This window comes from Pseudomonas sp. E315, assembly GCF_055406205.1.
Genome location: NZ_JBUZPJ010000004.1, coordinates 149,067 through 168,696 on the forward strand (window position 1 = coordinate 149,067; position 19,630 = coordinate 168,696).

Annotated in this window: 21 protein-coding genes; 16 read left to right on the forward strand and 5 right to left on the reverse strand. The window is 59.8% G+C overall.

All coding sequences use genetic code 11. From position 1 onward, the window contains the following. Positions 1-20: 20 nt before the first annotated feature. The 11 genes from ACZRJQ_RS07885 (at position 21) to dmpG (ending at position 9,513) form a co-directional block, all read left to right on the forward strand. Positions 21-236 carry a ferredoxin gene (locus ACZRJQ_RS07885; protein WP_463977809.1) on the forward strand — a complete coding sequence of 72 codons (216 nt, stop codon included), beginning with the start codon at positions 21-23 and terminating at the stop codon, positions 234-236. A 15-nt stretch (positions 237-251) separates the two neighbouring features. Continuing rightward, positions 252-791: a VOC family protein gene (locus ACZRJQ_RS07890; protein WP_463977810.1), complete on the forward strand. Its 540-nt coding sequence runs from the start codon at positions 252-254 to the stop codon at positions 789-791. A 65-nt stretch (positions 792-856) separates the two neighbouring features. Next, the gene (locus ACZRJQ_RS07895) at positions 857-1,804 is read left to right on the forward strand and encodes a VOC family protein (protein WP_463977811.1); all 948 of its coding nucleotides are present in this window, start codon (positions 857-859) and stop codon (positions 1,802-1,804) included. 239 nt (positions 1,805-2,043) lie between these two features. Beyond that, positions 2,044-3,015, forward strand: a complete 972-nt coding sequence (locus ACZRJQ_RS07900) for a VOC family protein (RefSeq protein WP_463977812.1) — start codon at positions 2,044-2,046, stop codon at positions 3,013-3,015. Between the two features lie 92 nt (positions 3,016-3,107). After that, positions 3,108-4,451, forward strand: coding sequence for an alpha/beta fold hydrolase (locus ACZRJQ_RS07905; RefSeq protein ID WP_463977813.1), 1,344 nt, complete (start codon positions 3,108-3,110; stop codon positions 4,449-4,451). A 16-nt stretch (positions 4,452-4,467) separates the two neighbouring features. Continuing rightward, complete coding sequence (locus ACZRJQ_RS07910; RefSeq protein ID WP_463977814.1) at positions 4,468-5,298, forward strand: alpha/beta fold hydrolase; 831 nt, start codon at positions 4,468-4,470, stop codon at positions 5,296-5,298. A gap of 47 nt (positions 5,299-5,345) precedes the next feature. Next, positions 5,346-6,476: an FAD-dependent oxidoreductase gene (locus ACZRJQ_RS07915; protein WP_463977815.1), complete on the forward strand. Its 1,131-nt coding sequence runs from the start codon at positions 5,346-5,348 to the stop codon at positions 6,474-6,476. A 12-nt stretch (positions 6,477-6,488) separates the two neighbouring features. Next, positions 6,489-7,277, forward strand: coding sequence for a 2-oxopent-4-enoate hydratase (gene dmpE / locus ACZRJQ_RS07920; protein ID WP_463977816.1), 789 nt, complete (start codon positions 6,489-6,491; stop codon positions 7,275-7,277). 41 nt (positions 7,278-7,318) lie between these two features. Then, entirely contained in the window at positions 7,319-7,534 is a 216-nt protein-coding gene (locus ACZRJQ_RS07925; RefSeq protein ID WP_463977817.1) for a hypothetical protein, read from the forward strand. 19 nt (positions 7,535-7,553) lie between these two features. Then, on the forward strand, positions 7,554-8,492 hold the full coding sequence (locus tag ACZRJQ_RS07930) for an acetaldehyde dehydrogenase (acetylating) (RefSeq protein WP_463977818.1): 939 nt from the start codon (positions 7,554-7,556) through the stop codon (positions 8,490-8,492). Positions 8,493-8,502: 10 nt separating this feature from the next. Next, positions 8,503-9,513 (forward strand): 4-hydroxy-2-oxovalerate aldolase, encoded by a 1,011-nt coding sequence (gene dmpG, locus ACZRJQ_RS07935; protein ID WP_463977819.1) that lies wholly within the window; start codon positions 8,503-8,505, stop codon positions 9,511-9,513. 48 nt (positions 9,514-9,561) lie between these two features. Here the strand turns inward: dmpG and ACZRJQ_RS07940 are convergent, their stop codons facing one another. Beyond that, positions 9,562-10,788, reverse strand: a complete 1,227-nt coding sequence (locus tag ACZRJQ_RS07940; RefSeq protein WP_463977820.1) for an NAD(P)/FAD-dependent oxidoreductase — start codon at positions 10,786-10,788, stop codon at positions 9,562-9,564. A 50-nt stretch (positions 10,789-10,838) separates the two neighbouring features. Beyond that, positions 10,839-11,621 carry an alpha/beta fold hydrolase gene (locus ACZRJQ_RS07945; RefSeq protein ID WP_463977821.1) on the reverse strand — a complete coding sequence of 261 codons (783 nt, stop codon included), beginning with the start codon at positions 11,619-11,621 and terminating at the stop codon, positions 10,839-10,841. Between the two features lie 252 nt (positions 11,622-11,873). On the opposite strand from ACZRJQ_RS07945, the gene ACZRJQ_RS07950 reads away from it, so the two are divergent. Together ACZRJQ_RS07950 and ACZRJQ_RS07955 are read left to right on the forward strand one after the other, a co-directional pair. Then, complete coding sequence (locus tag ACZRJQ_RS07950) at positions 11,874-13,004, forward strand: FAD-dependent oxidoreductase (protein WP_463977822.1); 1,131 nt, start codon at positions 11,874-11,876, stop codon at positions 13,002-13,004. 18 nt (positions 13,005-13,022) lie between these two features. After that, complete coding sequence (locus ACZRJQ_RS07955) at positions 13,023-13,832, forward strand: SDR family oxidoreductase (RefSeq protein ID WP_463977823.1); 810 nt, start codon at positions 13,023-13,025, stop codon at positions 13,830-13,832. A 10-nt stretch (positions 13,833-13,842) separates the two neighbouring features. On the opposite strand, the gene ACZRJQ_RS07960 is transcribed toward ACZRJQ_RS07955, so the two are convergent. Then, on the reverse strand, positions 13,843-14,751 hold the full coding sequence (locus ACZRJQ_RS07960) for a LysR family transcriptional regulator (RefSeq protein ID WP_463977824.1): 909 nt from the start codon (positions 14,749-14,751) through the stop codon (positions 13,843-13,845). Between the two features lie 162 nt (positions 14,752-14,913). Here ACZRJQ_RS07960 and greB point away from each other — a divergent pair, with 162 nt between their 5' ends. Continuing rightward, on the forward strand, positions 14,914-15,387 hold the full coding sequence (gene greB / locus ACZRJQ_RS07965; protein ID WP_463977825.1) for a transcription elongation factor GreB: 474 nt from the start codon (positions 14,914-14,916) through the stop codon (positions 15,385-15,387). A 46-nt stretch (positions 15,388-15,433) separates the two neighbouring features. Here greB and ACZRJQ_RS07970 read toward each other — a convergent pair whose 3' ends face one another. Beyond that, positions 15,434-17,938 (reverse strand): ABC transporter permease, encoded by a 2,505-nt coding sequence (locus ACZRJQ_RS07970; protein ID WP_463977826.1) that lies wholly within the window; start codon positions 17,936-17,938, stop codon positions 15,434-15,436. Beyond that, a complete protein-coding gene (locus ACZRJQ_RS07975; protein WP_463977827.1) occupies positions 17,938-18,621 on the reverse strand; it encodes an ABC transporter ATP-binding protein in 684 nt (227 codons plus the stop codon). The genes ACZRJQ_RS07970 and ACZRJQ_RS07975 overlap by 1 nt, the downstream gene beginning before the upstream one ends. Positions 18,622-18,631: 10 nt before the next feature. Between ACZRJQ_RS07975 and ACZRJQ_RS07980 the strand changes: the two genes are divergently transcribed. Both ACZRJQ_RS07980 and ACZRJQ_RS07985 read left to right on the forward strand, forming a co-directional pair. Then, complete coding sequence (locus tag ACZRJQ_RS07980) at positions 18,632-19,237, forward strand: arylesterase (protein WP_463977828.1); 606 nt, start codon at positions 18,632-18,634, stop codon at positions 19,235-19,237. Between the two features lie 58 nt (positions 19,238-19,295). After that, a complete protein-coding gene (locus ACZRJQ_RS07985; protein ID WP_003446817.1) occupies positions 19,296-19,589 on the forward strand; it encodes a hypothetical protein in 294 nt (97 codons plus the stop codon). Positions 19,590-19,630 lie beyond the last annotated feature (41 nt).

Sequence of the window (19,630 nt, forward strand, 5' to 3'; positions counted from 1 at the left end):
AAAAACAAGAGAGCCGTGTGATGACGAGCGAAAAAGTGGAAGTGATTCTGGATGGTCTCAAGTGCCAGGGCTATGGCCTGTGCCTGGGAGCGGACGATGTGTTTGATCTGGATACGGTGACCAACATTGCTCACCTCAAACAGCGTTTTGTGGATATTTCGCGCAAAGACGAGTTCGAGCAACTGGTGCGTGACTGCCCGGCTGCGGCCATCAGTTTACGTGTGGTTCAAGACTAAACAGCGGAGCAAAGCATGAGTGATATCGCGAAAAATCTGATTGGGCGCAAATTCGACCAGATCTGCTTCGTTGTCCCTGACCTTGAAGCGGCTATGGCGCTGTGGAGCAAAACCAACGGCGTTGAAGTGTGGAACGTGGCCCACGATCTGGCCAAAGAGCAAACGCAAAAGCAATACCGTGGTCAGCCGGGGGATTTTCAATTCAGTTGCGCCTACGGTTTTGCCGGTGACACCTTGATCGAGTTAGCCCGTCACGATGGTGGCAACAGCCTGTACAAAGACTGGATCGACAGCCGGGGTTACGGCCCGCATCACATCGGTTTTCGCCAGTCCAACGCCGAGGAGTACGCGCAGGCCGAGCGCCATTATCAGGAACTGGGGCTGGAAAAAGCGATGGCCGGGTTCTTTGAAGGCCCGTTCGGCAACTGCCGCTGGAGCTACTGGGACACCCGCGAGACGATCGGTTTTTACACCGAGTTGTATTACGTGGACGGCGAGTTGAACGAACGCATGGCGGCCTTGCGTCGTGGCGAAAACGTCAGCATCACTTCCTGATCGGGTCGGGGTGGGTGTGCACTCGCCCCATGCCGCGCACTGCGCGAACAACGGAGTAACGATTCATGAACATCATAGGTCCCGATGCAGTGGTTTTCGCTGTGGACGATATTGAAGTAGCCACCCGCTACATGACTGACTTTGGCTTGAAGCCCGTAGGGGAGGTGCGTGACGGCCTGCTGTTTGAAACCCTCGACGGCACAGGCGTGATCATCTGCCAGAGCGACGACCCTCGATTGCCAGCAGCCCTGAGCCCGACCAACAAGGCGCGCAAAATTGTGTATGGCGTTGCGGATCAGCAGAGCCTTGAGCAAATTGCCGCTGAGCTGAGCAAGGACCGTGAGGTCAAGCGTCTGGCCGATGGCTCCATCGAGGCACTGGACGACCTCGACATCCCGCTGGTGTTTCAGTTAACCCGTCGCCGTGAATTCACCTTGGCGGCAGAGAAAATCAACGCCCCCGGCGCGCCGTTGCAACGTTCGGTCAACAGCGTCGGGGTGGACGACCTGACTGCCGTGCCGCAGGTGCGTAGCTTGGGTCACTTCGCCCTGTTTGTGCCCGATGTGGCCAAGGCCGAGGCGTTTTACGTTGAGCGCTTGCAGTTTCGCGTCAACGACCGCTTGGGCGGTGGGCCGTTCATGCGTTCCAAAGGCACTCAGGAGCATCACACCCTGTTCCTGATCCAGACCCCGCCACAGCTAAAAGGCATCGAGCACATGGCCTTTCACCTCGGCGGGCCGAGCGAAGTGATGCAGGCGGGTAATCGTTTTCGTGATCTGGGCCACCCCAGTTTTTGGGGGCCGGGCCGTCACAACTTTGGTTCCAACTGGTTCTGGTATTTCGACGGCCCGTTGGGTTGCCGCTTTGAGTACGACGCCGACATGGACAAGCACGACGACAGCTGGGTGCCCCGTGAAAAACCGCTGCATGCCGACAACGCACAGGCGTATTTGATGGACATGCTTGAACATAACTGGGCACCGTTCGACGGCCCGCGCAAGCAGGTTTCTTAAGCTACGTTCATAGCGTTTTGCTCGCGATGACCTCAATGCGTTGTGACTGAAAACGCTATTGCGGGTATCGCGAGCACGTTTGCGTCTGTGGGTTTTAACGTCCTCCTGCTCCCCGCTACAAGCCTTGCATTTCCTGAATATCTGCCTTGTCCGAATGCCTCTGGCTCGTGTGAATGGCGCTACCTAAGATGGCATTCACAGAGTCCGAAACACCCAAAAGAACAATAGAGAAGGCAATCATGACGAAGGGCAGTCCATTTCGTTTTACCGGTGTCGAGTGTGTCAGGTTCGCGGTCGAAGACCTGGCCGATGCTTGCCGTTTTGCTGCTGATTGGGGGCTTAGTTACGTGCCGTCAGCCGACCCGCAAGTGAAGCTGTTTCGCGCAGCCGACGGCTCTCAGGTCGAAGTCGTGGCCGCCGATCCGTCGCGCATTGAGCGCACGCCCATCGGAGGTGGCAGTGGCTTGTGCGAGATTGTCTGGGGCGTTGAAGACCAAGCAACGCTCGCCGCACTGGCGGACGAATTGGGCCGTGATCGACGCGCTGAGCTGGACGCCGAGGGCGTGTTGCACAGCGTTGATGATTTGGGGATCAACCTGGCCTTTCGGATTGCCCGCCGCAAACCCTCCACCTTCGAAGCCACGCGTTACAACGCACCGGGCCAGGCGCAGCGGGTTGATCGCCGGGCGCCCGTCTACAAAGTGGCCACCCCGCGCGAGATCAGCCACATCGCCATCGGCGTGGATGATGCCAGCGTGGCGGCACGGTTTTACATTGAGCGTTTGGGTTTCATCGTGTCCGACCGCTACGCCAATCGCGGGTTGTTTATGCGTTGCTCGCCGGCCGGCAATCACCACCATGTGTTTTTCATGAATGCGCGGGTGCCCGGCACTCGCTTCAATCATCTGGCGTTCAAGGTGCGCGATATCCACGAAGTGATTGGGGGCGGGCAGCACCTCGAATCTCTGGGCTGGAAAACCTTCGCCGGGCCAGGGCGCCACACTATTTCCTCGGCATGTTTTTGGTATTTCCAGAGCCCGTTTGGCGGCTCATGGGAATACGCCGCAGATGAAGACATCGTGACGTCGGAGTGGGAGGCCCAAGATTTTGCGGCCATCTCGCACATTTTTTCGGAGTGGACCTTTGGTCTGGAGAAGTCCGACGGCACCCTCAAGGGGCCGATTTCTGCCAGCAAGGACCAAAAGCTCTAACCCGTCAGCTTCCTCATTGGGTGCCTGTATTCGGCTTTGCAGCGGCGAGCGCGAAGGGCACCTCTTCACCTACGTTTCGAGGAGCTTCTTTGATGAGCGCATCGAACACCCTGCAAACGCCTTACTGGATCGAACTGCTGCACACCCAAGTGCGCCAGATCGAGGGCAAATACCGCACCCGCGTGATTGAAGCGGGCAGCGGCCCGGCCCTGATTTTGCTGCATGGCACGGGCGGCCACGCGGAAAACTACGCGCTCAATATTGCCCAGCTGGCCCAGCACTTTCATGTCATCGCGCTGGATTTTCTGTGGCATGGCAAGTCGCAAACCGAGGGCTTTGACCCTCACATCATTCCCGCGTTGGTGGATCAAGTGGTCGATGTCATGGACCAGTTGGGCCTGGCCAGCGCCTTCATTGAAGGGCAGTCGTTAGGCGGGTGGGTGGCCATGCAACTGGCCTTGCAACACCCCGCGCGTGTCAACGCATTGGTGCTGACCACCACGATGGGTTTCACCCCGGACGCTGATGCGGTGCAAGGGTATGTGGAGCCGGACTGGGCGAGCAACCTGCCCAGTTCGCTGGAAGTGCTGCGTGACCCCAGCTTTGAAAACGTGCGCACGCGCATGGCTCGCATTCTGGCTGACCCGCAACGGCTTACCGATGAAGCAGTTCTGGTGCGTCAGGCCTTATACCGCCAACCGGCACTGGCCGCCGTACAGCAAATGTTTATCGCCGAGTACCTGGCGGGCACCACCATCGCCCAGCATCGGGTCACTGACGCGCTGGCCCGGCAAATCAGCCAGCCGACGCTGGTGTATTGGGGCGACCGCAACCGCACACCGCCAGCCCTTGGCGAGCACCTTGCGCGGCAAGTGCGCAACGGCACGTTCCATTGCGCCGCTGACACTGGGCATTGGGCCCAATTTGAAAGTGCGGCCGAGCACAACGAGGTCGTTACCCGCTTCTTGCAAGCGCAACCCTGTGTGGAGAACAACGCCGTGTCGACGGCTCTTAATCCGGTTGGACGCTGGGAAATCCTGTCCTGGGAACAAGCCTTTGATGACGGTCGCCGTGAGCGGCCGATGGGTGAGCACTTGCAAGGCTTTATCCACTACACCGAGGGCGGCCATATGGCCTGCATGATTGCCCGCGTCGAACGGCCCAACTTCGAAACAGGCGGCCAGTGGAACGCCGACGACGCCGAAAAAGCGCACGCCTACAACAGCCTGTTGGCCTACGGCGGGCGTTATGAAGTGGAGGGCGATGTGATCACTCACAAGGTGGATATCAGCCTGTTTCCAAATTGGGTCGGGGGTGCGCAAAAACGCCGCTTTGAGGTCAATGCCGACGGCACGCTGACCTTGAGCGCCCGCCTCGAAGACGGCACCCCACAAGCTCGCAGCGCCCGCCTTGTGTGGCGCCGCGCCGACGTGTGAACACGGAGAGACAACGATGAACATTTTGCATAACCCAGAAATGGGTCAGCACATCCAGACAGGTGCTATTTCGACTAACTACCACGACGTCGGCAGCGGTGAACCGGTGCTGTTGCTGCACGGTTCCGGGCCGGGTGTCAGTGCCTGGGCCAACTGGCGCTTGAGCATTCAAGGGCTCAAGCAGGACTTTCGTTTGCTGGCCCCCGATCTGGCGGGCTTTGGTTTTACCGAGGCGCCGCAGGGCATCGTCTATTCGCGTGACGTGTGGCTCAAGCAAATCGTTGATTTTTTGGACGCCGTAGGCGTGCAGAAGGTGAACGTGATTGGCAACTCGTTCGGTGGCTCGATGGCACTGGCGCTGGCGATCCACCACCCGCAGCGCGTCAACAAACTGATTTTGATGGGCAGCGTCGGGGTGCCATTTGAGCTGACGCCGGGGCTGGATGCGGTGTGGGGTTACACGCCCGCCGAAGAAAACATGCGCGCCATCATGCGCGTCTTTGCCTACAACCAGGCGCTGGTGGGCGATGACTTGGTGCGCATGCGCTACGAGGCCAGCAAACGCGCCGGGGTTCAGGAAGCCTACGCGGCGATGTTCCCGGCGCCCCGCCAACGCTGGGTTGAGGCGATGGCCCACGATGAGGCGCTGATTCGCGGCATTGCTCACAAGACCCTGCTGGTTCATGGCCGCGACGACAAAGTAATCCCGCTGTCCACCTCGTTGACCCTGCAACAGTGGATCGACGACAGCCAACTGCATATTTTCGGGCGTTGCGGTCACTGGACCCAAATTGAGCACGCAGCCGCCTTTGGCCAGTTGGTGAGCAACTTCCTCAAGGCCGACTGATTGCCCGGCTCTGCCTTCGAACAACAACAAAAATAAGGAATCGCGCTATGCCCAACACCGTACAAAAAGTGCTGATCGTGGGAGCCGGAACGGCTGGTATGTCGGCAGCCATCACCCTGCGCCGCCTTGGTGTCGAGGTCGACATGATCGACATCAACCCTCAATGGGGCGCACTGGGTGCTGGCTTGACCATCACCGGGCCAACCCTGCGTGCGCTGCATCAGTTGGGGGTGTATTCGGACATGGTCGAAGAGGCCTATGCCGGTGAAGGGATTCAGGTGTGTAACACCGAAGGTGAGCCGCTGCGCCAACTGGACACGCCCATGCCCGCAGGCAACCCGACGCTGGGCAGCGGCGGCATCATGCGTCCGACCTTGCATGGGATTCTCGCCCGCCATGTTCGCGCCGCAGGTGCGCCGATCCGACTGGGCCTGACTGTTGAAACCCTGACGCAGGATGACGCCGGGGTGGACGTGACCTTCAGCGACGGTAGCCATGATCGTTATGACATCGTGCTGGGCGCTGATGGGGTGTTTTCCAAAGTGCGAGGGTTGATCATTCCCGGCGCGCCTCGCCCCGAGTACACCGGGCAAAGTTGCTGGCGGCTGTTTCTTGAGCGCCCGGCCAACATCAAGCGGCGCACCTACTTTTTGGGTGGGCCGCACAAGGTGGGTTTCTCGCCTGTGTCGGCGACGCATATGTACATGTTCCTGCTGGAACGCACCCCGCAAGTCTTTATCGACCCGGCGAGCTTTCATCGAGAACTGGCTGCGCGACTGGAAGGTTACGGCGGCCCGTTGGCCGAGATCCGTGACTCACTCAGCGAAAAAGACAACGCCGCCATCAACTTCCGGCCGCTGGAGATTTTTAACCTGCCAGCCCCTTGGCATCGTGGCCGTGTGTTGCTGATTGGCGACTCGGCGCACCCGACGACCCCGCAACTGGCGTCTGGCGCGGGCATGGGCATCGAAGATGCGTTGGTGCTGGCCGACGAACTGGCCAAGGGCGGCAGCGTGGAGCAGGTGTTTACGCGTTTTATGCAGCGGCGCGAGGCGCGTTGCCGTTTGGTGACTGAAAGCTCACTGGAGCTGGGCCGTCTGGAGCAGGCGAGGGCGTCTGTGCAAGAGCAGACCCGCGTGGTTGAGCACGCCCTGCTGACCCTTAGCCAACCTATTTGAGGCCTACCCACCATGACCCTTGATAACGGCTTACTGCACGACATCAGCCACGCGCTTTATCACGCGCAACGCAATGCGCTGCCCATAGCGCCACTGACCGACCGTTACCCGGACTTGAGCCTTGAAGATGCCTATGCCATCCAACAAGCACTGCTTGCTTTACGTCTGGCGAACGGCGAGCGAGTGGTGGGCAAAAAAATCGGGGTGACCAGTCAAGCGGTGATGAACCTGCTGGGCGTGAATCAACCTGACTTCGGCATCTTGACCGATGCCATGACTCTGAACTCGGGGGCGGCGATTGCGGCGTCCTCAATGATCCTGCCCAAGGCAGAAGGTGAGCTGGCGTTTGTCCTCAAACATGACTTGGTGGGGCCGGGTGTCACCGTGGCCGATGTACTGCGCGCGACCGAGGGCGTAATCGCGTGTTTTGAAATTGTCGATTCACGGATTCAGGACTGGAAAATCAAGATCCAGGACACCGTGGCAGACAACGCGTCGTGCGGCGTATTTGTGCTCAGCGACCGATTGGTGCCACTGCATGACGTGGACTTGGGCCTGTGCGGCATGGTGCTGGAAAAAAACGGCGAAATTGTGGCCACCGGAGCCGGGGCGGCAACGATGGGCTCGCCTGCCGTGGCAGTGGCCTGGCTGGCCAACACCCTTGGGCGCCTGGGCGTGCCACTTAAGGCTGGGGAGGTGATCTTGTCGGGCTCGCTCGGGCCCATGATCCCGGTCAAGGCGGGCGATAACCTGCGGGTGTCCATCGGCGGGGTTGGCAGTTGCTCGGTGCGTTTCACCTGAAACAGACACCTGCGCGCTCTACAACAAGAAGGAGTCATGTCATGAGCTTTGTCCTCAAAGAATCGATTCTCGCCGGGCTGATTGGCGGCTGCATCGCGGCCACGCTGGCCTTCAGCATTAATCAGTTTTTATTGCCGCTGCCACAAAATATCCTCGACAACGCACTGGGTAATGGCATTAGCGGTTTTGCCAGTGGGCTGCTGAGCGGCTTCATCGGGGTGTTTCTGGTGTTGCGCAAAACCCTCAACAAACCCTAAGCCGTGCTGGAGCTTTGCAATGAACAATAAATTGAAAGTCGCCATCATCGGTTCCGGCAACATTGGCACTGATCTGATGATCAAGATACTGCGTAACGCCAAGCATCTGGAAATGGCCGTCATGGTCGGCATCGACCCCGCTTCTGACGGGCTCGCCCGAGCCCAGCGCCTAGGCGTGGCCACTACCCACGAAGGCGTGGAGGGCTTGACCCGCATGGTGCAATTCAAGGACATCGACTTTGTGTTCGATGCCACTTCGGCCAGCGCTCATGTGAAGAACGACGCTTTTTTACGCTCAATCAAACCCGGCCTGCGCCTGATCGATTTGACCCCCGCGGCCATCGGCCCGTACTGCGTGCCCGTGGTCAACCTTGAGCAGAATCTGGAACAGCTCAACGTCAACATGGTCACCTGTGGCGGGCAGGCGACCATCCCGATGGTCGCGGCTGTGTCGCGTATCGCCAAGGTGCATTACGCCGAAATCGTCGCGTCCATCGCCAGCAAATCGGCTGGCCCCGGCACCCGTGCCAACATCGACGAATTCACCGAAACCACCTCCAAGGCCATCGAAGTGATCGGCGGGGCGAGCAAGGGCAAGGCGATCATCGTGATGAACCCGGCCGAGCCGCCGCTGATGATGCGCGACACCGTGTTTGTGCTGTCTGAAGCGGCGGATCAGGCGCAGGTCGAAGCGTCTATCGAAGAGATGGTCGCTGCGGTCAACGCCTACGTGCCGGGCTATCGTTTGAAGCAAAAAGTGCAGTTCGATGTCATTCCAGCAGACGCGCCGCTGAACATTCCGGGGTTGGGCACGTTCTCGGGTTTGAAGACCTCGGTGTTTCTGGAAGTCGAAGGCAGCGCCCATTACCTGCCGGCTTACGCCGGCAACCTCGACATCATGACGTGCGCAGCCTTGGCCACCGCCGAGCGCATGGCGTTGTCGATGCTCAACGCCTGAGGAGACTCCCATGAACGGTAAAAAAATCTACATCAGCGACGTAACCCTGCGCGACGGCAGCCACGCGATTCGCCATCAGTATTCGATCCAAAACGTGCAAGACATCGCCCGCGCGCTGGACAAGGCCAAAGTTGACGCCATTGAAGTGGCCCACGGTGACGGCCTGCAAGGTTCAAGTTTTAACTACGGCTTTGCGGCACACACCGATCTGGAATGGATCGAAGCGGCGGCGGACGTGATCAGCCACGCCAAAATCACCACCTTGCTGCTGCCCGGCATCGGCACCGTGCATGACCTCAAGGCCGCGTATAACGCTGGCGCCCGCGTGGTGCGCGTCGCCACCCATTGCACCGAAGCCGATGTGTCCAAGCAACACATCGAATACGCCCGCGAGCTGGGCATGGACACCGTGGGCTTTTTGATGATGAGCCACATGATCCCCGCCGAGCAGTTGGCGGCGCAGGCCAAGTTGATGGAGAGCTACGGCGCCACCTGCGTGTACATGGCCGACTCGGGCGGTGCCATGAACATGCAGGATATTCGCGACCGTTTTCGTGCGTTTAAAGCCGTGCTCAAACCAGAAACCGAAACTGGCATGCACGCGCACCACAACCTGAGTTTGGGCGTGGCCAACTCCATCACGGCCGTTGAAGAGGGATGCGACCGCATCGACGCCAGCCTGGCGGGCATGGGCGCTGGCGCTGGTAACGCGCCGCTGGAAGTGTTTATCGCCGCCGCCGAACGCTTGGGCTGGAACCACGGCACCGACCTGTACACGTTGATGGACGCCGCCGATGACATCGTGCGCCCGCTGCAAGACCGGCCGGTGCGCGTAGACCGCGAAACCTTGGCGCTGGGTTATGCCGGGGTGTATTCGAGCTTTCTGCGCCACGCCGAAGTGGCCGCTGCCAAGTACGGGCTCAAGACGCTGGATATCCTGGTCGAGTTGGGCAAACGGCGGATGGTTGGCGGTCAGGAAGACATGATCGTTGACGTGGCGCTGGATCTACTCAAGCGTTAACCCCATCCCTACTGCAGGAGCGAGCGTGCTCGCTCCACAAAGGCGGCGTTAGTCCAGCAGGCTTTTGAGGGCTATGTTGGGGTCGGCGATTATTGCCGGGTCTGGGGAAATACCCGCTGCCAGCAGCTTGCGGCTCAGTATGTGTTCCAGTGGCTGGTTCACGGAATCGACGGCAATCAAGGTAGCGTCGCGGTAGTGGAACACCGAGAAGCGGCCTTGTTCGGGATCGCCCCGGGTGACGCAGTGAGTACGCCCGACGGACAAACCGACCATTTGTAATTTGACCTCACCCTGATCGCTCCAGAACCACGGCAGTGCCTGATAAGTGACCTGTTCGCCGACAATCAGGCGGGCGACCAGTCGTGCCTGATCGTTGGCGTTCTGGATTGACTCCAGCCGCAGCCGGGCGTTGGCGGCATAGGTGTTCTCAAACGCCACACAATCGCCGATGGCAAACACATCGGGTGCCGATGTCCGCATCTGAGCATCCACCAGAATGCCGTTGGCGCAGCTGATACCTGCTGCCTCGGCCAATTCACTGTTGGGTAATGACCCGGCGCCGACGATCACCAGATCTGCTGGCCATTCACCGTTGTGGGTGCGTACCGACCGCACGTGGCCGTTATCGCCCAAGAAGGCACTGACTGTGCTGTTGAGTTCGAGCCGGGTGCCTTGCTGGCGGTGTTTGTCGGTGACATGGGCCGACACATGGGGCGAAACCGAGCGCTCCATGATGCGCGATGCGGTTTCCAGCACGGTGACGTGTTTGCCCAGTTTGCGGGCGGTGCTGGCGATTTCGAGGCCGATAAAACCCCCGCCAACAATGGCGACTGACTGGCTGCTGGCCAGACGCTGTCGCAGGCTGCGGGCGTGTTCAAGGGTGCGCAGCACCACAACGCCGTCCAGTTCGCTGCCCGGCAACGCCAGCGTGCGGGCGCGGGCACCTGTGGCCAGCACCAACATGTCGTAATCAAGGGGGCTGCTGTCATTCAATCGCAGGCTGCGCGCTTGAGTGTCCAGTGCAGTGACGCGGGTGTTGAGCCTCAGGTCGATGCGCTGGTCATCGTAAAAGCGCTGCGGCTCCAGCAGCAGTCGGCTTTCGGCGTCTGCGCTGTCTTGGGTCAGGAAGGCTTTGGACAGGGGCGGACGGTGGTAGGGCAGATCAGGCTCGTCGCTGATCAGCGTGATGGGGCCGGTGAAGTTCAGGGCGCGCAGGGCAGCACAGAGGCTGACCCCGCCATGCCCGGCGCCGACGATAACGACACGTTTTGTCATGTTGTTGTCTCTGTCGTAGGTAAAAGGGGGGGCAATGCGGAATCAGTTGCTTAAGAGCCCTGCAAAAAGTCGCGCAACAGGCGTTTTACCTCGGCAGGTGCTTCGTGGTTGCAGATATGACCAACGCCGGGGATTACGTGCAGTGACAGCCTTGGGTTGAGGGCCGTCATGGCTTGCATGTCGGGCACAGGCCCGCCGCCGTGGTCGTGTTCAGCGGCCACCAACAGCGTGGGTACGTTTAGTGCAGCGAGGCGATGGGTGAAGTCCATTTCGATAAAGGCCCGCACATACGCCAGATAGCCCTCCAAGGTGGTTTTTTTCATCATGCTGCGCAGCAGGTGGTCGACCTGCGGGTGAGCGGCGCGAAATTCAGCACTCAGCCAGCGGTCGACCGTGACTTCAGTCAGAGCATCAATACCTTGGGTTTGGGCCGCTTCACAGCGTCCGCGCCAAAACGCGCGACGGTCATCCGGCTGACGCGGTCGGCAGCAAAACGCGACGATACGGCTGATCCGTTCGGGGTGGTTCAGGCCCAATGCCAGCGCCAGTGAGCCGCCAAAACCGAGGCCGACCAGCGCGCTGTGCGTGATGCCCAGGGTGTCCCAGAGCTGGACCACGCCCTCGACAATGGCCGCGAAATTGCAATCGGCCGGCGGCGCAGGGCTTTGGCCGTGGCCCCAAGGGTCAAAGCGCAGTACACGAAAATGAGTCGACAGGCTGGCGGCCTGTTCGGCCCAGAACTCGGCGTCGTTGCCGATACCGGGGATAAACGTCACGCAGGGGGCATTTGCAGGCCCGCTGAACAGGTGGTTGAACGTGGGCAGTGGTTTCATTGAGCAGGCTCCTTCGCTGGCCGTAGGGTATGAACGTTGCGACGGCGAAGGTAGGCGACGGGCTGGATGGCTGTTATTCGAGCAATGGATGACTGCAGATAGAAAGCTGGGTTGCGGTTTTTGTGGCGGTTGGGCGCGAGAGACAAATGTAGGATCAGCCAGACCCGAGGCCGTAAGCTCTGCGTTGCGGCGACCTTAACAATAAAAATAAGCGACCCGGGACGGGTGTATCCCCTGTCGCAGGAGAGTCATATGGCTGCAATCATTCAATCCGCGCTGGTGATCGGCGGTGGTTTTTCCGGCATGTCGGCGGCCATTGAACTGCGCAAGCGCGGGATTGAGGTGGACCTTGTTGAAATCGATCCGCTGTGGCGCAACTACGGCGCGGGCATCAGTATTGGCGGCCCGACACTTCGAGCGTTCGCCAGCTTGGGCATTCTTGAGCGCTTTCTCGACGAAGGGTATGCCTGCGACGGGCTGGACATTTTTTCTGCTGAGGGCCAGTTACTGACCCAAGTTGCAACCCCGCGTATCGCTGGCGAACAAGTGCCGGGCAGTGGTGCGGTGATGCGACCGGTGCTGGCTAAAATCCTTGCCGATGCCACCCGCGCCAGTGGCACAGATGTGCGACTGGGTTGCACCCTGAGTGCGCTGGAACGGGATGACAACGGTGTGACCGTGGACTTCACCGATGGCACGCGTCGGCGCTATGACCTGCTGATCGGCGCGGACGGTTTGTATTCGCCCTTACGCACGCGTTTATTGCCGCAAGCACCTGCCCCGCGCTACACCGGGCAGGGTGTTTGGCGCGCCGTGCTACCACGCCCGGCATCCATTACCCACACCATGTTGTGGGTGGGTGACCACCTCAAAGTGGGGTTGAATCCGGTATCCGCCGACGAGATGTATTTGTTCGTCAACGAAGATCGCCCGGTCAATGACCATGTTCCACCGGAGCAGTTTTTATCCCGACTCAAGGTGTTGCTCCAAGCGTTTACTGCGCCAGAAGTGGTTCAGGCACGGGAGTTTTTAAACGACGATTCGCTGGTGATATTCCGCCCTCTGGAAGGGCTGCTGGTGAAACAACCTTGGTATCAGGGGCGTTGTGTGCTGATCGGTGATGCCGTGCACGCCACCACGCCGCATCTGGCCTCGGGCGCCTGCATCGGGATTGAGGATGCTCTGGTGCTGGCGCAAACCCTCGAAACGGCGCCCGACCTGGCCACGGCACTTGAACGTTTTCAAGAACGTCGCTGGGAGCGTTGCCGGTTGGTGGTGGAGAATTCGATGCGCTTGGGTGAAATTGAAATCAATGGCGGCGATAAAGGTGAGCACATGCGCATCATGCACGCCTCCTTTGCAGCGCTGGCCCAACCTATCTAACGGCATCAGGGAACGTTGATGAATTTATTGAATGAGCATGTGGTGCTGGTTACCGGCGGTGGGTCTGGGCTGGGGCTGGGCTTGGCGCGTCATTGCCTCAGCGAAGGCGCGCAATTGGCGATCTTCGAGATTTCGGCTCAAAAAGTGGCCGCCCTGCGAGAGACGTTCGGCCCGGATGTGTTGGTGGTGCAGGGTGACGTCACGCGCCTTGAAGACCTGCGTGCCTGCCGCGAAGCTGTTGTCGCCCGCTTTGGGCGGTTGGATGCGTTGATCGGCGCTCAAGGCATTTTCGACGGCAACGTGCCGTTGATGCAGATGCCCGAAGAGCGTCTCGATGCGCTGTTCGATGAAGTGATGCGGGTCAACGTGAAGGGCTATTTGTTGTCGGCGCGGGTTTTTCATGACCTGTTGCAGGCCAGTGCCGGGGCCATCGTGTTGACCACCTCGACAGCCGCCTATGCGGCAGATGGCGGTGGCGCGGTATACACCGCGAGCAAGGGCGCGATACGCAGTCTGGTCAATCAGTTGGCATTCGAGTTTGCGCCCCATGTACGGGTCAATGGCGTGGCCCCGGCCGGGATTGCTAACAGCCAGCTCAGTGGGCCGCAGGCGTTGGGGCTGGAGGGGCAAAAACAGTCAGACATCCCGCAGGACGCCTTTTTGGCGATGTTCCGTTCGCTGAGCCTGCTGACGGAACTGCCAACCCCGCAGGATCATGGGCCGCTGTATGCCTTTTTGGCCTCGCGGGGCAATCGCATCATGACAGGGCAAACGGTGGTGGCTGATCAGGGCTTGCTCAACCGGGCGGTGCTACACCGCCAGCCGTGAGCTAAGCGCTTCAGGAACGGTTTTTGAGCAGGAGCGGGGCTTCTTGCTCCAGCAGTTTTTGCACTGTGCGCGTCGCCAGCGTATTGGGGCGACGCAGCGAGCTTGCCAGCACCACGCTGCGCAACAGTTCGGGTTTGGTGATGCGAGCCACTGCAAAGCGCGGGTCATCAACGTGTTCGAACAGCCCCGATGTAATCGCATAACCCCCGCCCGCAGCAACGATCTCCCATTGCAGCCGAATGGAGTCGGCTTCAACCGCGCAATCGAACTGAATGCCGTGGGATTTGGACAACCGTTCAAGCCGCGCCCGCAACGGGTGCGGCCGCGAAGGTAGCACCAACGGCAGGCCTTGCAAGTCGCTCAGCTCGACAGTGGCCTGTGACACTGCCGGGTCTTGGGCGCGACCTATCAGCATCAATTTGGGTTGGGCCAGCACTGACTCTTCTGAGTTCGACACATCGCCCTCGCGCAACAGCAGCGCCATATCCACACGGCCTTCATTGATCAACTCTTCCAGGTGAGCGCTGCTGCCTTCACTGATCTGCAGTTTGATGCGTGGGTAGCGTTCATGCACCAGCCTGTACATCGCGCCAGCGATGGGTTCGATGGTCGAGGGCAACAAGCCAATGCGCACTTCGCCGATGGGCATACCACCGGAGGTGCGAATAACGTCAGAAACCTCTTCGGACTCATCAGCCAGTGACTCGATGCGCGGCAGGATCTGTAGGCCGAACTCGGTCAGATTGACGCCGCGGCCTGTGCGGTTGAACAGGCGTACACCACATTCGCGCTCCAGTTGCGAAATATGGCGGCTGATCATCGATTGCGGCACGTCGAGTGCGACAGCGGCCTGGGTCAGGCTTCCCAGTTTTGCGACCTTGATGAAGTGATGCCATTTGGGGTCCAGGATCGATTGCACAGTGGCTATCCTTTTATTGTTTTTGGCGGCGTTAAGCGCCTGCAAGAATGCCTCTGGCCCGGGGTATTCGTCCAGTGGAGAACGCGCTCAACAGCGCATACTATGTGCCGCTATTGAACCTGTGCGGCGTGGCCGTTTTTTCGACCCCCTGGGGAGTTCTCTTTGAGTACCAAAATCATCACCAAGGAAGGCTACGAAGCCTTGAAGCAGGAGCTTGATTATCTGTGGCGGGTAAAAAGGCCGGACACCACTCAGAAGGTCACTTGGGCGGCATCACTGGGTGATCGCAGTGAGAACGCAGACTATCAATACAACAAGAAGCTGCTGAGGGAGATTGATCGGCGCGTCAGGTACCTGCGCAAACGCCTTGAAGACATGCGAGTGGTGGCCTATTCACCTGAGCAGGAGGGACGGGTCTTTTTCGGTGCCTGGGTTGAAGTCGAAAACGAGGAGGGAGAAATCAAGCGCTTTCGAATCGTTGGCTACGACGAAATCTATGGCCGCATGGATTACATCTCGATTGACTCGCCGATGGCTCGCGCATTGCTGAAAAAAGAGCCGGGTGATGAAGCGCTTGTGCCAACACCTAGTGGTGAGGTGTGCTGGTGGGTGAACTCGATTACTTACGAAAAATAAGCCCTGCTGCATGCCGTGTGCAGCAGGGCGAGGAGGGTGAAAGTCGTCAGCCTTCGCGTAGCACGGTCAGTGGGCTGGCGTTGAGTGCTCGGCGGGTGCCAAATACGCCGGCACCGCCGACCATCAGCGCCCCCACAACCGGTAGCAGCAATAGCCACGGGTGCGGGTGCCAAGGTAAGTCGAAGGCAAACCGGTAAAGCACCAGGCTCACAAGCTCTGCACCTAATGCAGCGAGCAGGCCGCTGGTTGCACCCAGTAAGCCGAACTCGATACGCCGTGCCTTGATCAGCAGTTGCCGTTCGGCCCCCAGCGCTCGCAGCAGTGCACCTTGGCGAATGCGCTCATCCAGTGTCGACTGCAAGCCAGAAAACAGCACGGCCATGCCTGCCGCCAAAACGAACAACAACACGTATTCAACTGCAATGGTGACCTGCGCCAAGATGCTGCGCAGCTGCGCCAGCAGGGCTTCAATCGGCAAGAGGGTGACGGCCGGGAAGCTGCGCGACAGTTCGATGATCTGCTTGTCGTGCCCTGGTGCCAGATAGAAGCTGGTCAGGTACGTGGCCGGTAGATCCTGCAAGGTGCCGGGCTGGAAGATCATGAAAAAGTTGGGCTGGAAGTTGTCCCAGTTGATGCTGCGTAGGCTGGTAACCTGGGCTTCACGATTGAACCCGCCAACGCTGAACATCAAACGGTCACCCAATTTGAGTTTCAGGCTGTCGGCCACTTTGGCTTCAACCGAAACACCGGGCACATCGCCAGAGGGTTGCTCTGTCCACCAATGGCCTGCGGTCAGTTGATTGCCAGCGGGCAGGTGGGCGGCCCACGTCAGGCTCAAGTCGCGCTGAATCGCCTTGTCGCCGCTGGAGTCTTTGCTGACGATAGCCTGCACAGGCTCGCCATTGATGCTGATCAAACGTCCCGGAACCACCGGGTAGATCGGCGCCGCTTGAGCCTGGAGTTCCATCAGCCGTGAGCCAAAAGCGTCCTTGTCGGCGGGCAGTATGTTGAGCGCAAAGTAGTTAGGCGCGTCTTTGGGGAGCTGATTTTGCCAAGTGTCCAGCAACTCGCCCCGCAGCAAGGCGATGAGCGCCATAGATAACAGAATCAACCCAAAGGCCAACGCTTGACCTGCGGCGGCCAGTGGGTGACGCAATAACTGGCCCAAGCCCAGACGCCACGGCAAAGATGCCCGTGCGAGCCCACGACGCAGGCCTTGTAAGCCCAACAGCAAGACAGCGCCCAGCACCAGCGCTGCAATCACACCGCCGCCGAGCAAGGCGAAGGTCAGCACCAAGTCCAGACTCATGCGCCACATGATTAAGCCCAGTGCCAACAGTGCCGCGCCGTAAACGGTCCACGTGCTAGCAGGCATCGGCAGCATGTCACGGCGCAGCACCCTAAGCGGCGGCACCCGGCCCAGCGCGGCCAAAGGCGGCAGGGCGAAACCTGCCAGCGCCACCAACCCGGTGCCGATGCCGGCAAACGCAGGCATTAGGCCGCCAGCGGGCACATCATTGGGCAGCAGGTCATGCAGCAGTGCAAACAACCCCAGTTGCGCCAACCAGCCGAGTAGCGCGCCCGTCAGGCTGGCCAACAGGCCAAGAAGCGCAAGTTGCAGGCTAAACAGCCATAAGGTTTCACGTCGGGACAAGCCGAGGCAGCGCAGCAGAGCGCTGGCATCAAAGCGTCGATGGGCGAAGCGGGTCGCCGACAGCGCAACGGCCACTCCGGCGAGTAACACGGCCACCAAACTGGCCATGTTCAGATAGCGTTCAGCCTTGCCTAAGGCGCCTCCAATTTGCTGGTTGCCATCACGGGCATCCAGCAGGCGCTGATTGGCGTCCAGGCCGGGCTTGATGACTTGGCGGTAGGTTTCGAGGGCGGGAGGCTCGCCGCGCCACAGTTCGCGGTAAGTGACCCGGCTGCCGGGCTGCAGGATGCCGGTGGCTTCAAGGTCAGCCAAATTGATAAGTACGCGAGGAGTAAGGCTGTAAAAATTGCCCGCGCGGTCGGGTTCGTAGGTCAGTACACGGGCGATGGTGACGGTTTTTGAGCCCACATCAATCTCGTCGCCGACGTTTAGATCCAATGCAGTCAACAGTCGAGACTCGACCCACGCTTGACCGGGTTTTGGCCCGCCCCCCGGTTGTTCGTCTGCATAGGGTTGTGCCGCGCTTTTCAGCTCGCCGCGCAGGGGGTAGTTGTCATCAGCGGCCTTGATGCTGGACAGCTGAATGCCGTTATCAGTGGCAATCACGCTGGAAAACTCCACGACACGCGCGTGTTGCAAGCCTAGCTCTTTGCCCACTCTGACCTGTTCATCTCGGGCCGCAGAGCTGCCATCAAGCACCAAGTCTGCGCCGAGAAACTCGGTAGCACGCAGCAGCATTGCGCCATTGAGGCGAGCACCGAAGTAACCGATGGCGGTGCTGGCCGCCACGGCCACCAGCAGTGCGAAAAACAATACCCGCAACTCACCGGCGCGGGCATCGCGCAGCAGTTGACGGACGGCGAGGCTGAACAGGCGCAGTAGCGGCAGGCGTGCCATCAAGGCTCCAGAGGGCCGACCAGATGGCCAGCGTCAAGGCGGATCAGGCGTCGGCAGCGATGGGCCAGACGTTCGTCGTGGGTCACGAGCACCAAGGTAGTGCCGCGCTCTTTGTTTAACTCAAAGAGCAGTTCGGTGATGCGCTCGCCGGTGTGGCTGTCGAGGTTGCCCGTGGGTTCATCGGCAAACAGCACATCGGGGTTGGCCGCAAAGGCCCGGGCAATGGCGACGCGCTGTTGTTCCCCGCCCGAGAGCTGGCGGGGTGAATGGCTCAGACGTTGGCCAAGGCCGACGCGTTCCAATAAATGGCGGGCGTGCTCGCGAGCATCTTTGCGGCCTTCAAGTTCTAGCACCAGCATGACGTTTTCGAGCGCGTTGAGGCTATCGAGCAGTTGAAACGACTGAAAAACAAAACCGACGTGTTCGGCCCGCACGCGGGCGCGTTGGTCTTCATCCAGCGTGCTCAGGGCACGCCCCGCGAGTATTACTTCACCCTTGCTGGGCAGGTCCAGGCCTGCGAGCAAGCCCAGCAGGGTGGATTTGCCAGAACCCGATGCGCCGACAATCGCCAGGCTGTCGCCTTTGCTCAGTGTCAGGTTCAAGGGGTGGAGGATGGTTAACTCGCCTTCCGCGCTGGGAACCACTTTGCTAAGGTTCTGCGCGGTGAGAATACTTTCGCCCATGGAGAATCCAATGCGTGTGTGGTTTTTAAGTGCTGCTCTGGCCTTGATGTGTATGGCACAGAATGCAGCGGCGGGAACAATTTTGATCGTTGGCGATAGTATCAGCGCGGCTTTCGGCCTGGATACCCGTGTGGGGTGGGTCGCGTTGCTGGAGCAGCGGCTTAAACAGCAAGGCTACGACGACAAGGTGGTCAACGCCTCGATCAGTGGCGACACCAGCGCTGGTGGGCTTGCGCGTTTGCCTGCGCTGCTTGCAGCCCATAAGCCAGAGGTTGTGATTATTGAATTGGGCGGCAATGACGGCTTGCGTGGCCAGCAGCCCGCTCAATTGAAACAAAATCTTGCAGGCATGATTGAGGCGTCGCAAAAAGCGGGCGCCAAGGTGCTGTTGTTGGGGATGCAGTTGCCGCCCAATTATGGTGCGCGCTACACCCAAGCGTTTACCAAGGTGTATGACGAATTAGCCGCTGAAAAGCAGGTCGCGCGGGTGCCGTTTTTTCTTCAGGGTGTGGGCGGTCATCCCCAGCTGATGCAGGCCGATGGAATACATCCGGCAGCCGATGCCCAAGGCCTTTTGCTCGATAATGTGTGGCCGGCGTTAAAAGCACTGCTTTGATGCTTTTCTAGTTGCAGTCTTTCGGCTAAGGTGGCGCCCCCCCGATTTGGAGCCCCTGATGTCGCGTCCTGCCTGGTCTTTATATGCCTATCAACTGATCGAGCCCGATGAGCAGCTCGATTTGTTCGCCTGCCAGGAGGTACGGGTGCATTTGGTGACGCGTCAATTGGAGCTGGGAGGCACGATTGACCGCACGTTATGTGGCTCGTTGCTGCCTGCACAGCCGCGCTGGTCGGACGTCACGCGCAAGGTTTTTCAAGACCATCGGCTCTGCCCGCTATGCAGGGCGATTATTGAGTCGCAGCGCCGTGGCACCGAGCCGATCTGGCCGGAGTTGCGCTTTGAACTATGATTTAACAAGTCTGACGCCTTAGGTGTGACACATCGGCTCCT

Excerpts from the sequence above, each read along its gene's own strand:
- ACZRJQ_RS07970 (WP_463977826.1), bottom strand. The coding sequence starts at position 17,938 with ATGGCACGCCTGCCGCTACTGCGCCTGTTCAGCCTCGCCGTCCGTCAA.
- ACZRJQ_RS07925 (WP_463977817.1), top strand. The coding sequence starts at position 7,319 with ATGAGCTTTGTCCTCAAAGAATCGATTCTCGCCGGGCTGATTGGCGGC.
- ACZRJQ_RS07910 (WP_463977814.1), top strand. The coding sequence starts at position 4,468 with ATGAACATTTTGCATAACCCAGAAATGGGTCAGCACATCCAGACAGGT.
- ACZRJQ_RS07915 (WP_463977815.1), top strand. The coding sequence starts at position 5,346 with ATGCCCAACACCGTACAAAAAGTGCTGATCGTGGGAGCCGGAACGGCT.
- ACZRJQ_RS07895 (WP_463977811.1), top strand. The coding sequence starts at position 857 with ATGAACATCATAGGTCCCGATGCAGTGGTTTTCGCTGTGGACGATATT.
- ACZRJQ_RS07940 (WP_463977820.1), bottom strand. The coding sequence starts at position 10,788 with ATGACAAAACGTGTCGTTATCGTCGGCGCCGGGCATGGCGGGGTCAGC.
- ACZRJQ_RS07930 (WP_463977818.1), top strand. The coding sequence starts at position 7,554 with ATGAACAATAAATTGAAAGTCGCCATCATCGGTTCCGGCAACATTGGC.
- ACZRJQ_RS07890 (WP_463977810.1), top strand. The coding sequence starts at position 252 with ATGAGTGATATCGCGAAAAATCTGATTGGGCGCAAATTCGACCAGATC.
- dmpG (WP_463977819.1), top strand. The coding sequence starts at position 8,503 with ATGAACGGTAAAAAAATCTACATCAGCGACGTAACCCTGCGCGACGGC.
- dmpE (WP_463977816.1), top strand. The coding sequence starts at position 6,489 with ATGACCCTTGATAACGGCTTACTGCACGACATCAGCCACGCGCTTTAT.
- ACZRJQ_RS07950 (WP_463977822.1), top strand. The coding sequence starts at position 11,874 with ATGGCTGCAATCATTCAATCCGCGCTGGTGATCGGCGGTGGTTTTTCC.
- ACZRJQ_RS07945 (WP_463977821.1), bottom strand. The coding sequence starts at position 11,621 with ATGAAACCACTGCCCACGTTCAACCACCTGTTCAGCGGGCCTGCAAAT.
- ACZRJQ_RS07955 (WP_463977823.1), top strand. The coding sequence starts at position 13,023 with ATGAATTTATTGAATGAGCATGTGGTGCTGGTTACCGGCGGTGGGTCT.
- ACZRJQ_RS07905 (WP_463977813.1), top strand. The coding sequence starts at position 3,108 with ATGAGCGCATCGAACACCCTGCAAACGCCTTACTGGATCGAACTGCTG.
- ACZRJQ_RS07885 (WP_463977809.1), top strand. The coding sequence starts at position 21 with ATGACGAGCGAAAAAGTGGAAGTGATTCTGGATGGTCTCAAGTGCCAG.
- ACZRJQ_RS07985 (WP_003446817.1), top strand. The coding sequence starts at position 19,296 with ATGTCGCGTCCTGCCTGGTCTTTATATGCCTATCAACTGATCGAGCCC.
- ACZRJQ_RS07975 (WP_463977827.1), bottom strand. The coding sequence starts at position 18,621 with ATGGGCGAAAGTATTCTCACCGCGCAGAACCTTAGCAAAGTGGTTCCC.
- ACZRJQ_RS07900 (WP_463977812.1), top strand. The coding sequence starts at position 2,044 with ATGACGAAGGGCAGTCCATTTCGTTTTACCGGTGTCGAGTGTGTCAGG.
- ACZRJQ_RS07980 (WP_463977828.1), top strand. The coding sequence starts at position 18,632 with ATGCGTGTGTGGTTTTTAAGTGCTGCTCTGGCCTTGATGTGTATGGCA.